At 48.9% G+C, this 13,000-nt stretch carries 16 protein-coding genes; 12 read left to right on the top strand and 4 right to left on the bottom strand.

Annotated elements, in window-relative coordinates; all coding sequences use genetic code 11:
* Nucleotides 1-30: 30 nt before the first annotated feature.
* The 7 genes from KGF65_RS01000 to KGF65_RS00970 all read left to right on the top strand — a co-directional run bounded on the left by KGF65_RS01000 (nt 31) and on the right by KGF65_RS00970 (nt 4,936).
* On the top strand, nt 31-453 hold the full coding sequence (locus KGF65_RS01000) for a MarR family winged helix-turn-helix transcriptional regulator (protein WP_216747986.1): 423 nt from the start codon (nt 31-33) through the stop codon (nt 451-453).
* 85 nt (nt 454-538) lie between these two features.
* Entirely contained in the window at nt 539-1,420 is an 882-nt protein-coding gene (locus KGF65_RS00995; RefSeq protein ID WP_088769507.1) for a DegV family protein, read from the top strand.
* Entirely contained in the window at nt 1,410-1,847 is a 438-nt protein-coding gene (locus KGF65_RS00990) for a GNAT family N-acetyltransferase (protein ID WP_216747987.1), read from the top strand. The genes KGF65_RS00995 and KGF65_RS00990 overlap by 11 nt, the downstream gene beginning before the upstream one ends.
* Nucleotides 1,848-2,017: 170 nt before the next feature.
* Nucleotides 2,018-2,758: a DUF975 family protein gene (locus tag KGF65_RS00985; RefSeq protein WP_105924242.1), complete on the top strand. Its 741-nt coding sequence runs from the start codon at nt 2,018-2,020 to the stop codon at nt 2,756-2,758.
* Between the two features lie 113 nt (nt 2,759-2,871).
* Nucleotides 2,872-3,702, top strand: coding sequence for a hypothetical protein (locus KGF65_RS00980; RefSeq protein WP_105924243.1), 831 nt, complete (start codon nt 2,872-2,874; stop codon nt 3,700-3,702).
* Between the two features lie 82 nt (nt 3,703-3,784).
* Complete coding sequence (locus tag KGF65_RS00975; RefSeq protein WP_003638782.1) at nt 3,785-4,078, top strand: hypothetical protein; 294 nt, start codon at nt 3,785-3,787, stop codon at nt 4,076-4,078.
* 81 nt (nt 4,079-4,159) lie between these two features.
* On the top strand, nt 4,160-4,936 hold the full coding sequence (locus KGF65_RS00970; protein WP_216747988.1) for a DUF4931 domain-containing protein: 777 nt from the start codon (nt 4,160-4,162) through the stop codon (nt 4,934-4,936).
* A gap of 241 nt (nt 4,937-5,177) precedes the next feature.
* Here the strand turns inward: KGF65_RS00970 and KGF65_RS16925 are convergent, their stop codons facing one another.
* The gene (locus KGF65_RS16925; protein WP_253954339.1) at nt 5,178-5,441 is read right to left on the bottom strand and encodes a hypothetical protein; all 264 of its coding nucleotides are present in this window, start codon (nt 5,439-5,441) and stop codon (nt 5,178-5,180) included.
* Between the two features lie 214 nt (nt 5,442-5,655).
* On the bottom strand, nt 5,656-6,363 hold the full coding sequence (locus tag KGF65_RS16920) for an MFS transporter (RefSeq protein WP_253954340.1): 708 nt from the start codon (nt 6,361-6,363) through the stop codon (nt 5,656-5,658).
* A gap of 383 nt (nt 6,364-6,746) precedes the next feature.
* On the opposite strand from KGF65_RS16920, the gene KGF65_RS00960 reads away from it, so the two are divergent.
* The 3 genes from KGF65_RS00960 (at nt 6,747) to KGF65_RS00950 (ending at nt 8,545) form a co-directional block, all read left to right on the top strand.
* Nucleotides 6,747-7,079 carry a hypothetical protein gene (locus KGF65_RS00960; protein WP_101873469.1) on the top strand — a complete coding sequence of 111 codons (333 nt, stop codon included), beginning with the start codon at nt 6,747-6,749 and terminating at the stop codon, nt 7,077-7,079.
* A 22-nt stretch (nt 7,080-7,101) separates the two neighbouring features.
* Nucleotides 7,102-7,410 carry a DUF960 domain-containing protein gene (locus tag KGF65_RS00955; protein WP_021336577.1) on the top strand — a complete coding sequence of 103 codons (309 nt, stop codon included), beginning with the start codon at nt 7,102-7,104 and terminating at the stop codon, nt 7,408-7,410.
* A 397-nt stretch (nt 7,411-7,807) separates the two neighbouring features.
* A complete protein-coding gene (locus KGF65_RS00950) occupies nt 7,808-8,545 on the top strand; it encodes a DUF1003 domain-containing protein (RefSeq protein WP_003638787.1) in 738 nt (245 codons plus the stop codon).
* A gap of 283 nt (nt 8,546-8,828) precedes the next feature.
* Here KGF65_RS00950 and KGF65_RS00945 read toward each other — a convergent pair whose 3' ends face one another.
* Nucleotides 8,829-9,686, bottom strand: a complete 858-nt coding sequence (locus tag KGF65_RS00945) for a DUF368 domain-containing protein (protein WP_056952861.1) — start codon at nt 9,684-9,686, stop codon at nt 8,829-8,831.
* Between the two features lie 223 nt (nt 9,687-9,909).
* Between KGF65_RS00945 and KGF65_RS00940 the strand changes: the two genes are divergently transcribed.
* Together KGF65_RS00940 and KGF65_RS00935 are read left to right on the top strand one after the other, a co-directional pair.
* Nucleotides 9,910-11,259 carry an amino acid permease gene (locus KGF65_RS00940; protein ID WP_088769500.1) on the top strand — a complete coding sequence of 450 codons (1,350 nt, stop codon included), beginning with the start codon at nt 9,910-9,912 and terminating at the stop codon, nt 11,257-11,259.
* 195 nt (nt 11,260-11,454) lie between these two features.
* Nucleotides 11,455-12,381 carry a hypothetical protein gene (locus KGF65_RS00935; protein WP_101873468.1) on the top strand — a complete coding sequence of 309 codons (927 nt, stop codon included), beginning with the start codon at nt 11,455-11,457 and terminating at the stop codon, nt 12,379-12,381.
* Between the two features lie 238 nt (nt 12,382-12,619).
* Here the strand turns inward: KGF65_RS00935 and KGF65_RS00930 are convergent, their stop codons facing one another.
* Nucleotides 12,620-12,964 (bottom strand): hypothetical protein, encoded by a 345-nt coding sequence (locus tag KGF65_RS00930; protein ID WP_050338635.1) that lies wholly within the window; start codon nt 12,962-12,964, stop codon nt 12,620-12,622.
* Nucleotides 12,965-13,000: the final 36 nt, after the last annotated feature.

Genomic DNA, 13,000 nt, shown 5'->3' with positions numbered 1-13,000 from the left:
TGTGAATTATTGTTGAGAGGAATGAAGGACATGAAATCAAGCTTAACGGCACTAGCAGAGACGGCTAAACTCCAAACGGCCAACTTAAAACAATTGACCAAGGCACAAGGGGTGACGGTTGCGGAATGGCAATTACTGATCCAATTGAACACGGGTGCGAACACGCAAGAAAAATTAGCCACGGCGATGCAATTGGATACCTCAACACTTAGCCGGCAACTTGCCAGCCTCGTTAAAAAGGAGAAACTCAGTAAGGAAGCGGTCGGCCGCGACCGGCGCCAACTCGTTTATACGATTACGCCTGCTGGCCTGACTGCACTCAATGCGATCAACGCCGCTTATGAACAGTTTGAAGCCGACGTTTTTGACAAGTGGCCCCAAGATGAGCAAAACTTATTGCGGATCTTGTTGAATCGCCTCAACAAATCAGTCAGTCGGATTTTAGAACCCTAACTTTCCGAGCGGTCGAAGGTAGAGTCTCGCTTAATTTTATGCTATGATGTTTGATATTACTTAAGATGAGAAGTAGGTGTAAGTCATGAAGATTGCTGTTGTTACTGACAGCACGAGCTATTTGACACCGCAAGAGGTCGCGGACAACGATATTCATGTCGTGCCGATTCCGGTTATTATAGATGGAAAAGTGTATCAAGAAGGGGTCGATATCAAGACTGACGACTTCTATGCCAATATGAAATCTTTCAAGTCATTCCCTAGTACGTCGCAGCCACCCGTGGGGGAAATGGTGGCGTTTTACAATCGACTTGGTGATCAAGGTTACGATGCCGTCATTAGTATTCATTTAGCTAGTACGATCTCCGGCTTTTACAATAGTCTAATGAATATGCGCGACATGGTCGATAACATTCAACTTTACCCGTACGATTCACAAATCACGGTGCGGTTGATGGGCTATTTGGCGCTTGAAGCGGCGCGGATGGCGAAAGCTGGTCGCTCAGTCGACGAAATTCTAGCACGATTGGATGACTTACGAGCTTCCATGGGCGAGTATTTTATTGTCGATGATTTACAAAATTTAGTGCGGGGCGGCCGGCTATCTAACGCTTCCGCTTTTATCGGTAGTGTGCTACGAATCAAGCCACTACTGACCTTTGATGATGACAGTCATGAAATCGTGGCCTTTGAAAAGGTCCGCTCGACCAAGAAAGCACTGGCGCGTGTCGAACAGCTCTTCGCACAAGCACAAGCGAAGGTCGATTACCCATTGCGAGCCATCATCGTTCAAGGCAATAATTTAGCGGCAGCTGAGGATTGGAAACAAAAATTGCAGCAGCAGTATCCTGACATGCCAATTGATATCACGTATTTTGGCCCGGTCATTGGGGCGCATTTAGGTGATAAGTCGCTCGCGCTCGCTTGGTTGAAAGATATTGACAAGGCTTATCCAGATGCAGATTAAATTTGAAGCGACGCCCGCCAATCGGGCAGCGGCGTACGCCCTGCGTCAGGCAGTCTTCGTTGAAGAACGGGGCATCGCAGCGACGGTTGAGTTTGATGAAAAGGACACCGACGAGCGGCTGTATGGGGTGGCCTACCTGCGTCCGGACTTGCCGGTGGCGACCCTACGCCTGGAACCACAAGCGGACGGGGTCATGCGTTTTGGCCGCGTTTGCACACGTCAAGCGTATCGTGGTCAGGGCCTTGGCCAGCAGCTATTGACCGCCGCCGAAGAATGGGCCGTGACGCATGGCTATCAATTAGGTACGATTCACGGCGAGCTTACGGCGCAGTCATTTTATGAGCGCTGTGGCTATCAGGTCACCGCTGGCCCCTATGATGAGGACGGCGCGCCCGTGGTCGTCATGCACAAGCAATTATTCGGATAACAACCAAACGGCGCTGGCAGATTTGTCAGCGCCGTTTTGCACTAGTAACATTGATTATATAGCGTGCCGTCATCTAAATAGGTGGCACATACCAACAACGCAACTGTGACAAACGACGGCTGGTCGTCAAAGTCGAACCAGCCTCGTGATGATGAAAGTGAGGAGAACAGATGGAACAAAAAACACGGGCTGATTTAAAGGCCGAAATTAAACAATTATTCAAAGGACGTTGGAAAGATGCCATTTTACTGTGCATCATTGTCAGTTTGCTATCGATTTATAGCATAATGTCCAATTATTCTGATCAAATTCGCGGGACCAGTCCAACTTCCAGCTGGCATTCAGCGAGTCGCTTGGGCGCGGTGAGTGGTCAACAAGTCACGTTGGTCTTAGCCTCCTTAGCTGGCGTCCTGCTGGTGCAAATCGTAATCGCCTTGGTCATTCAGCTTTTCCGGATTGGCACTAGTTATGCGATGCTCGACTGGGTCCGCAATCCGGAACGCCAGATTCACCCGGTCAGTGATTCGACCGTGGGCTTTACCAAGAAATATGGCTGGTCATTAGTCGGACTGACGATTTATCGCGTCGTCTTGATTTTTTTGTGGACGCTATTATTGATCGTCCCCGGGATCATCAAGGCATACGCGTACTCACAAACTTATTTCGTATACAAAGATATGCTCGCTCAGGCGTTAGCTGACGGCCAACCTCGGCCCCGTTTTCGGGATGCCGTGACCCGCAGTCGGCAACTGATGGTCGGCCACAAGTGGCAATTTTTCGTGTTACAACTGAGCTTTTTGGGTTGGGCAATTCTGAGCGCTTTGACTGCTGGTATCGGCCAATTATGGCTGACCCCGTACACGTATGGTGTCATGGCTAATTATTATGATAATTTACAATTAAAGGCCTAATATTCTGATATCAGCTTCTGCACATTTTCTTGATTGTTTCTTTTATCATCCGGGGGACAAATCGCCCAAAATATGGTAAAGTGTCGAAAGCAAGAAAGGAAGTGCGATAGTTAATGCCTGAACAAAAACAGACGCGCATGTCACGCTTAAAAGCGCGTGAGGCAAAAAATGGCAAGCGGGGACGGAAGGCGAGTTCTCAAGGGACCCCCACGCCGCCACCAACAACTAATTCTAAGCTATCAGGTGGATCCAAGCGTTCGTCGACTGAACCGACACGTTCAACCGAACCGACGCGGTCCACGACGGATCCTAAGAACCCGCAAACGCCAAAATCGCCACATAAAAAACATCACGTTTCGTTATGGTTATTGGCTTTAATCGTGATTGCGCTCGGGGGGACGATTGTCTACTTCGTCAAAGCTGCTAGCAGCCAAGACCTCGTCGAGACGACCAGTAGCTCAAGCAGCAGTAGTCGAAAAGCGCATAAGAAATCATCTTCAAAGGCGTCGAGTTCCTCGAAGAAGAAAAAGAAGAAGTCGAGTTCTAGTGACAGCGATACGAGTAGTACTGCTGATACGACTGATACTAGCAGTGATTCAGATGGAACTGATTATTCAGCACCAACCGATAACACGACCGCTGCCAGCTCAACGACTACGGCAACTTCGTCATCAGCGACAACTAGTCATGCGGCTGCATCGTCGAGCCACCATTCGTCCACCGCATCGTCCGCTTCAAGTTCAACAAGTGCTGCATCACATTCATCTTCAACTTCGAATTCGTCAAGTTCGGCTAGCTCGAGTTCTAAGAGCTCTGGTAGTTCGACGAGTTCCGGTAAGACGTTTAGCACCTTGGATGAAGCGACAGACTACGGGGAAAATACCGTTAGTGGTAATTACAAAGTCACCACGGATAGTAATGGCTCATATCACGTCACCCACTAGTGCCCAATGCGCTTGATTTCTCACTAGGCTTTTGCGCTGAGATTGGGTATAATAGCCTTAAAATGATTGTAGGAATTGAGTGATGGAATTGAATCGCAATGTGGAAGTTAAATATCCCGCCATTTTTCGTGATGAAGGGACTTATTGGGACGTTCGGTTTCCGGATGTACCCGCCGCACAAACTTTTGGCTCAAGTGTCCAAGTTGCTGCGGACAATGCAGCCAACGCGTTAGCAATTGCGCTCTTTGAACGATCACTACCGGCGGCCTCGGACCCGCAATACTGGCGACTCGCATCGACGGAATTCGTTGTGTGGATCACCATGGCGGATGTCCAGTTTGGCCCTGGTGCCGATACTCCAGAACCAATGAACTAAATCGCGAAAAGTTGAAACGGGTGGAGACTGTATTTGCAGTTCTCGACCCGTTTTCTTATGGCCGAAAGAAGGCGTTCAACCTTGCATCATTTACCGTTAATCTTCGATACTGAAATTGCAAAGGGCAAACCGGAGAATATTCGTCATCCGCAACACGCTTGCCCGTTTTGTGACCGCCAACAGTTGACGGACATTCTGGCGACAGAAAATGACCGGATCTGGCTGTTGAATAAATTTCCAACGTTACAAGCGACCTGGCAGACCATCGTCATCGAATCCAGTGACCATACTGGTGATATCTCAACCTATTCATCCAGACAGAATCGCGCCGTCTTCGCGTTTGCAATCAAGCACTGGCAAGCCACGATCGCGAGCGGGCGTTTCAAATCGGTTTTACTATACAAAAATTTTGGTCCGCATTCTGGCGGCAGTTTACGGCACCCGCACATGCAAATCGTGGGCTTGACGGCGGTCGACGGCTATGCCAAGATCACTGCCGCTAATTTGACCGGTTATCCAGTCATGACAATCGGGCCTGTCGCAGTCACGATTTCTGACCAACCAGTGATGGGGTTTGTCGAGTTCAACGTCACAGCACCACTGACGGCGATTGCGACGTTGGCGGATGCGGTTCAAGTCGTTGTCCGTTATCTCCTGCACACTTACTTTCAGGGACGCTGCGACAGTTATAATCTGTTCGTTTATCCGCAAGATTCGCAAATTACCGTAAAAGTGGTGCCACTCTTCAATGTGTCACCTTACTACATCGGCTATCAGCTTACTCAGGCTGATACCCCGAAGCGGATGCGCGCGATTGCGGACGAGTTACGGCAGAAATTTGCTACCGCTACAGATTAAGAAGCGCAAAAAAACGCACGTTAGACCTATGAAAATGAGGCCTGACGTGCGTTTTAGTTATTGGTCGTGGTTGTCAGCTGGTGCAGCATTAAGTTAGCTAATTAAGTCCAACCAGTCAAGCTTCGGTTTAACTTGTACAACCAAGCGACGGCTTGTCAGCAATGTGCGCAATAAGTAGGCAGTGGCACAAAGTTGGTGGTGAACAGTTAGGCGCCGTCCAATTCGACAAATTTAGACTGAATTAGTCCTCGGTCACGGCGTGCAGTTTTACGTTTAACAGCCAGCCTAAGCCCACCAGCAGGATGAGTAGGCCGCTAGTCCCAAACGTCAAAGTAAAGCCCCAGTGTTGTATCAACCAGCCGATGCCGGGAAAGCTCCCGACCATCGCGAGGCTGAAGCCCATACTTGCGACACTCAGTAGCGTTGCGCGTTGCCTATTTGGAATCAGCTGATTATAGTAATTGGACAGTAGCGGCTCTAATAGCGCTTGTAGCCCGTTGATCACCAGATAGGCGCTGATTAGCCAGTTGGGTGCTGAATTGAATGGACCCGAGCAAGGCGATTGTTAAGCCGCCACATAGGCCTATCAGTAGTCGTCGTTGGGCGAAATGGGCTTGTAGCCACGGCGTCAGCTGGATGGCAGCAACGTTGACTGCGAGACCAATCACGAGAATCGTCGTGATTTTTGGAATAGTGAAGTGGCGCGCTGTCATTACGGTTTAAAAGTAATAGTAGTACGTGGTGCTGACTGCCGAGAAGACGGCATCAAACAAAATCAAGGCGCGTAAACGTGGTTGGGTTTGAAGGACGTGCCAAGCTGCCACGGTGATTTGTTGAAGGCCAGGACGGCTTTCAGTCGGTGCTATGACGGCCGGAATCTTCAGACCGGCAGTGAGCAGTACGGCCATTAGGGCCGCAACCAGGTAGATCCAGTACGTCCAGATGAGGTGGTGGCCCAATAACCAGCCCGCTAAGACGACGCCCACGGTATCCGCAATTTCAATCGTGGTATTTAAAACGGTCGTCACGTGCGGATAGCTGCGCGTCGCATCTGCGGCGACTAAAATGTCGTATTGTGCCGCGGCCAATGTGCCGGATTGTAAATTGTACGCCCACGCTTGTAGCACGAAGGCTAGTAGGAACCAACCAAGACTGTGCGCGGTCAACATGATAATGGCGTGACCAATAGCCATCAGGCGGCTACTGATCAACACACTGCGGTAACCAAAGCGGTCCGCAATTACGCCTGAAGGGACTTCTGAGAGAAAGCTGGTCAGGTGAAAGACACTCTCACATAAGCCAATCGCAACTAATGAGAGGCCCCGCTGCTGGAGAAAGATCACCCAGAGCGTGGTGATGCCTAAAAACGAACAGGCGGCATAGCCGTAACTCAGTTGGAGGTTACGGCGGGTCAGTGGTGATAACATTGAGATAAACTCCTTTAAGTGTCACGGGACAAAAAAAGACGACCCAATCGTCGTCTTTTGAGTCCGTGACGGTCCGATGGTAGTAAGTGCTCATTTAGCTTGGAAAAAGGGCAGACTGCGCCCCTTGGCCGTTCAAAGTTGCGATTGTCATCCGTTTAAGGTTCAGCCAAGCTAAAATCTTCACCATCAATATTCACCACTTTCTAATTTTCTTAGTTATCTGTTAGAATTTTAGCATAGGGGACGCCGATTAGCAATCCCTGCTGCTTGCGAGTTTGAGGGCCGGTCATTAAGTCTGAATGTGGTATCATATTAAGTAAATGAACAAAGGGACCGGGCTAACACGACAACTTAGCCTGGGGCCCACTATTGGAGGAATAGGCATGCAAAACTTGATTCCAGGCGATATGCTTGAAGTTGGTCAAAAATTAAAATGGGAATTAGATGCGGGCATGACCGCGGATGAAAGCAGTGTGATCAATGACGCGGTCTTAGCAGGCACACAGTACTTTGTCGACGAAGCGCTGGAAGGCAGCTATTGGACAGTCAAGTGGGCGGATGACCACCAAGCCATCGACATTTACGGGACGACTGGCAGTGTCGTCGGCCAAATCAAACCATTGAGTGACAGTCTTGAGGCCGATTTTCGCCAGGATTCGCAAGGCTTATTTATTCGAATCGAAAAAGAAGTTGCGGTGATCGTCCGCGATAACTAAACCGCGTTAACGAGGTGATTAAATGTTTGAACCAGATGAGGAACGTTTTGCAACCGTCGGACTTGCGGATCAGCTTCCAGGAGCCGTCATCGACAGTATTTGGGAAATCATTGACCAGGATTTGAAGGGTGTGGTCCACTTACCACAAGTCCTTCAATTTGCGCTACTTGCGCGCAACGGCCAGGTCACGGTGATTTTTGAAGCCCGCCACGTCGCTATCATGGAATTTGATTTACCGATTGCCTTTCAGCATGGTTTCCCGGAAACGGTCGCGGTGTTAGACGATGGGCGAACTCAAACGATGATGTTGATGGACGAATTAGCTGACTGATCAAAAAAATTAAAACGATTATCGACGCGTATTTCGTGGGTGCTACCACGGGATATCTAGGTGGATAATCGTTTTTTAGTTTAGAATAATGGATACTCGTCCTTGCAATGCGTTGTTGAATCGCACTGTTTGTTAAGGGCGCTTTTTGCGGTCGTGTTTGACTAGGCAGTTATCTGCTTAACTTGTATAATGAGGATAGCAGCGGTATGGAACGGGTATTGAAAATGGGATGGCGGTTTGAATGGTCGCAACGTGAACGGATCAGACGCCAATGCGAGGACTAAGTGTTATTGACGCACGACTGACTGGTCAAACGGCGACGCGTCTCCTGGGTATCAGAGTTGGGGCAAGCCCGCTTGTTCCGCGGCCGCTGGAATTGTAGAAAGGTGTGGATTTGATGGCAAAGACAGCAATTTGCATTGTCGATCAACAGCGATACCAGGTCGTTGACGGCATGCGATTAGAAGAATTGGAATCGGGACTACGGCAGATGATCATGGCCGATTTCCCACAGGCGCATAACAGCAGTTTTATTTGTAGCGAGCACCTCGTCCATTATCGGCTCGCCAAGATGGATGCCATGATCGAAAATGATTATCGACAAAACGATAAGGTCAATGCGCAGCTTTCGAAAATTTTAGCGAACCATACGTACCGAGTCGTCGATGTTAACAGTGAACTGGAACAATCGCTGACATTCGGCCAACGGGTGGCGGATGCCGTCGCACGGTTTGGTGGGAGCTGGGCGTTCATCATTTCATTCGTGCTGGTGATGCTCGTGTGGATGCTACTGAACGTCTTACCGATTTTTAGCCATCATTTCGATCCGTATCCCTTTATCTTACTGAACTTGTTCCTAAGTATGGTGGCAGCGATTCAAGCCCCGCTGATTATGATGAGCCAAAATCGGGCAGCCGAGTATGATCGATTGCAAGCGACCAACGATTTTAAGGTCAATTCAATGTCCGAAGAAGAAATTCGCGTCCTGCATTCGAAAGTCGACCATTTGATTCAACAAGACGAACCCAACATGCTGGAGATTCAAAAAATGCAGACGCAGATGTTGGGTGAGATTCAAGCCCAGGTTAACGAACTGCGGCGACTGCAACCCAGACGGCGACGGAATCAAAGCTAGAGATTCTCTAGCCCAGCAATCGAATTGTAGTGACGCGTGAATCATGCTGATGTGGCATGGTCAGAGAGACGCAATCACGGCCGGCTCACAAACTGGACGCGTCATGTCACTTTAGCTAACCATAATCACGGCCGCGGCTGAGTCACGAGACCAGACTTAATTTAAATATTGTGAAACCAAAAACGACGACGCTAGCTTCAAGTTAGCGTCGTCGTTTGTTATTCTGAATGGCCGTCCAATGAACGGTGCTGGCGGATGCAGACCATTAACTCATTTTCAGTGGTTATTTATATTTCGTTTCTAAGGCACTCATCCAGTAACCGAGTCCAATGCCGATTAGCAGCGCCACTGCACTAAATAAATACGTGCTCAAGGTCGCGTTGGCGTATGAGATGCTTTCGGCAGCGTATGGATTTGGAATCAAAATCAGCAGGGTGCTAGCCAGCACGATGCCTAGAATAAAGTGATAGACTCGTGAATGGAACTTGATGAGCAGGTAATCCATTAACTTTGAGAACAAGGCCATCGCTAAGATCCCACCGATCGCAATTGGTAAATAGACGCCGACGATATCGAATTTTTTAAAGCCGGTCAACATTGGCGTAAAGAGGCCTAAGATCAGGAGTAAGTTAGATGGGCTCAACCCAGGCACTAACACGCCCAAAGCAATCAAGGCTCCGGCAACGATAAAGCCCCCAAAATTAGCTGGTAGCGTGCCAAATAGTTCGCTCATAAAGTACAGCAGGCCCGCGCTAATGAAGAAGGTCCCAAAGAACCAGACCAGATCTAACCAATCGCGCTTGGACTGGCTTACTGCCGTTTTCGTTAAGGCCGGTAGCGTTCCAATGATTGCCCCAGCAAAGCCCCATAAAACGATGACTTGGGCATGTGCTAATAAATATTCTAATGGGGCGGATAAGGCTGCAATCCCGACGATGCCCCCGAGACCGACCGGGACAAAGTACCAGAAGTCCCGTTTGAAGTTTTGGCGAAAATGGGCCATGAAGCCGAGCAAGCGTTCATAAATGCCCAAGATTGCGGCCAGTACGCCACCAGAGACCCCCGGTAGGATGAAGCCGAGGGCAATCACGATGCCCTTGAAGAAACGTTTCCAGAAAGTATCAGTGGTTTTAGTTGACATAAGTAAGCTCCTTTTGTGCTAATGACTGGTATTTCAGAATGAATCAAAGTACCTAAATATACCAGATATCACGGTTGCTGGCAATCGAAACCCACAAATGTCCGGTTAAAATTAACCAAAAGTTGCGAAGTCCAAACATTTATCATAAAATGAATGGACATGAAAAAATCTGTAATTTTATGAAAATTATTATTAAATTGGATTAAAGGAAAGTTGAGGTCATATGGAAAATCAGCAGCTTGCCCGTAAATTGAAGCGGCGGCATGTTCAAATGATTGCACTGGGTGGTGCCATTGGGACGGGGCTATTTCTCGGTTCCGGCTCGGCCATCAAGCAGGCCGGACCGTCAATTTTGTTGGCCTACGCAATTGGTGGGTTCTTCTGTTACTTGATGATGCGTGCGTTGGGTGAATTATTGCTCTCGGATACGCGATTGCATTCATTTTTGGAATTCATCAACCGCTATTTAGGAAAACGATTCGAATTCGCGATTGGTTGGACTTACTGGCTGTGCTGGATCAGTCTCGCGATGGCCGATTTGACTGCCAGTGGAATCTACATTCGATATTGGTTCCCGTGGATTCCACAGTGGGTCACACCGTTAATTATTATTTTAATCTTGCTGGTATTTAATATGTTATCCGTCAGTGCCTTTGGCGAACTCGAATACTGGTTCTCGATGATCAAAGTTGTCGCCATTATCGCGTTGATCGTGACGGGTGCAATTTTGATTGGGTCATCCGCACACGTCGGCGGTCAAACGGTGTCCGTTACGAATCTGGTCAGCCACGGCGGCTTTTTCCCTAAGGGTGTCCAGGGCTTCTTGATGTCTTTCTCACTGGTCATCTTTGCCTTCACTGGTATTGAAATGGTCGGTATCACCGCTGGGGAAGCGGAAAATCCTGAAACGGAGCTGCCCCGCGCCATCAATAGTCTACCGATTCGAATCTCGTTTTTCTACGTCGGTGCGTTATTCGTGATTATGTCGATCTACCCTTGGGACCAGATTACGACTAGTCAGTCACCATTCGTGCAAGTCTTCAGTGATATCGGCATCAAGGCGGCCGCTAGCATCATTAACTTCGTCGTTTTGACCGCCGCATTATCAGCCTGCAACAGTGCAATTTTCAGTACGAGTCGGACGCTATTTACATTAGCGCACGGTCAAAATGCCCCGAGGTGGATGGGTAAGGTCAACCGTTACAACGTGCCTGCGCAGTCGCTCTTGTTCTCATCACTGATTTTATTGATCATTGTGGCGCTAAACTACGTGATTCCAAGTACGGTTTTCACGTTGATCTCAAACGTCGCAACCACCAACTTTATCATTGTCTGGTGTGCGTTACTTGTGTGTCACTTGGTCTACAAACGGACCGCGGACAGTGCAAACAATCCGTTCAAATTACCATTGTTCCCGCTGTCTAACGTGGCGACACTAGTCTTTTTTATCGCCGTCACCGTTATCTTGTGTTTTGATACCGTCAACCGCTGGGCAGTCATCGGGTCAGTCGTTTGGTTCGTGGCGCTACTCGTGATTGAACGGGGGATGCACCGGGTGCAATCAGAAAATTAATTTAAATCAGAAGACACCGCTAATCAGGACAATCACGTTCATTTACGTTAATTGGACTGCTTAGCGGTGTTTTTTGGAGTGCAAACGGCGCGCATTAAGTGGCTAGTTATTCTATAATTAAGTCAATCAACTTGGACACCGTTGCCAACTGCGGCGAGTGGGCCAGTTGTGAATCATTATTGGGGAGGGATTCACATGCGTTTTAAATCATTATTCATCCTACCACTTGCACTCCTATTAGTCGGCTGTAGTACGAATCAGTCCACCACTAAAAGTGATGCCTCGTCATCATCAGCGCGCAAGACCACGACCGTTTCTAAGAAGGCCAGTGTCAAGCAGTCCAAAAAAGCGGCTACAAAATCTAAGTCCAAGGCGGCTGCCACTTCAACGAGTCAAGCGTCGAAGCAAACGATGAGCAGTTCAAAGCAGTCTAGCACGGCAAAAGCATCCTCGTCTGCCAGCACCCAGTCGTCAACCAAGGCCACAACGACGACGAATGGCACGACCCGGTTAACCACGCTTAATCAGCAACTCACCAAAGCATTGGGGAACGTTCTGTTGCCACAGACTGACGGCCTGACCAGTGGCAGTCAGCAGCTAAACGTCCGCTACCAAGGCAGCCAAGCGAACTACACGGTCAGCTACAGCGTTGGTCAAACCGCGCAAGCGTTTAATAGCAAAGCCGTTGCTAAAGAAACGCCGTATGCGACGGTGAATAAGAAGACCTACGCCTCTAATCAGGCGGCGGCCCAAGCCATTGGTCACCGCAATGCTTCAGATGACAAGGGGCTACCAACCGTTGATTTAGGCCATCAAATTACTGGCTACCTGGATTCAGGTGCCGGTCAGCGTTATATTTTGTGGAACGAGGGCCAGTGGTCATTACAAGTCCACACCTATACCACGCAAAATGACTTAGGGGTCGCTTTAGCCAAACAAACGGTCAATACCCTCGAAAGCTACTATTTGCCTGCCCCTAAGTCGGTCGGGTCAATTCAGCTAGAGGCAATCTCCACGGATGGCTTACGACAAGTGATTCAGTGGCAAGCTGGACGAGTGGTTTACAAAGTCAGTGCACATGACGCCACTACGGCGATCAAACTCGCTGCTAGCATGCAATAGTGCCATTTAGATCTGAACAAGTTACTGGCGGATGACTTCTTGCTGGTGAGGCATCTAAAAAGGCTGTGTCACGGATAGTTAATCCGGGGACACAGCCTTTTTATGGGGTTTTAGTGGCGATGATCAGTCAACAAATAGGGACGTGCTCACGGAAAGTCACTAGTTTGAGCGGTGGCAGTAATGGTGCTTCTAAATAACGGCTACCGAGACGCTTGCTTGCGTTCAGTAGCTGCTCATTTTAAGACTGCGGCATCCGTAACTGCCGCTCTAGGTCCACCGTGTTTTTCAAGATCAAGTCCTGGTCGGCGAGCGCGATGATTCGGTGATGCGTCAACACCTCAGAATCGACTAACGATTGGTAAATGCTGGCCGCCACGACCCAACTGGTATCGGTATCATAATCGCGGGCATGCAATAAGTCATAGCCGTCGCTAGTATCGAGATAGACTTGAAAGCCAATACCTAGGCGTGCTTGGAGCCGTTTGGCATAGCGCTGATACAGGGCCCGATTAGCAGCCGTATCAGGTGTCGGCCCGACGATGCGGTCACCTAACTGTAAGGTTGAAACTAAGCGTACTTGCATGTTCCGGACCTCCTTTACGTTGAAAATGCTAATCTT

The organism is Lactiplantibacillus sp. 30.2.29, from assembly GCF_018991255.1.
Lineage (GTDB): Bacteria > Bacillota > Bacilli > Lactobacillales > Lactobacillaceae > Lactiplantibacillus > Lactiplantibacillus pentosus.
This window is presented reverse-complemented; position numbering and strand designations above follow the sequence as displayed.

Coding starts and splice junctions, on each gene's coding strand:
- KGF65_RS01000 (WP_216747986.1), top strand. CDS start 31: ATGAAATCAAGCTTAACGGCACTAGCAGAGACGGCTAAACTCCAAACG.
- KGF65_RS00995 (WP_088769507.1), top strand. CDS start 539: ATGAAGATTGCTGTTGTTACTGACAGCACGAGCTATTTGACACCGCAA.
- KGF65_RS00990 (WP_216747987.1), top strand. CDS start 1,410: ATGCAGATTAAATTTGAAGCGACGCCCGCCAATCGGGCAGCGGCGTAC.
- KGF65_RS00985 (WP_105924242.1), top strand. CDS start 2,018: ATGGAACAAAAAACACGGGCTGATTTAAAGGCCGAAATTAAACAATTA.
- KGF65_RS00980 (WP_105924243.1), top strand. CDS start 2,872: ATGCCTGAACAAAAACAGACGCGCATGTCACGCTTAAAAGCGCGTGAG.
- KGF65_RS00975 (WP_003638782.1), top strand. CDS start 3,785: ATGGAATTGAATCGCAATGTGGAAGTTAAATATCCCGCCATTTTTCGT.
- KGF65_RS16920 (WP_253954340.1), bottom strand. CDS start 6,363: ATGTTATCACCACTGACCCGCCGTAACCTCCAACTGAGTTACGGCTAT.
- KGF65_RS00960 (WP_101873469.1), top strand. CDS start 6,747: ATGCAAAACTTGATTCCAGGCGATATGCTTGAAGTTGGTCAAAAATTA.
- KGF65_RS00955 (WP_021336577.1), top strand. CDS start 7,102: ATGTTTGAACCAGATGAGGAACGTTTTGCAACCGTCGGACTTGCGGAT.
- KGF65_RS00950 (WP_003638787.1), top strand. CDS start 7,808: ATGGCAAAGACAGCAATTTGCATTGTCGATCAACAGCGATACCAGGTC.
- KGF65_RS00945 (WP_056952861.1), bottom strand. CDS start 9,686: ATGTCAACTAAAACCACTGATACTTTCTGGAAACGTTTCTTCAAGGGC.
- KGF65_RS00940 (WP_088769500.1), top strand. CDS start 9,910: ATGGAAAATCAGCAGCTTGCCCGTAAATTGAAGCGGCGGCATGTTCAA.
- KGF65_RS00935 (WP_101873468.1), top strand. CDS start 11,455: ATGCGTTTTAAATCATTATTCATCCTACCACTTGCACTCCTATTAGTC.
- KGF65_RS00930 (WP_050338635.1), bottom strand. CDS start 12,964: ATGCAAGTACGCTTAGTTTCAACCTTACAGTTAGGTGACCGCATCGTC.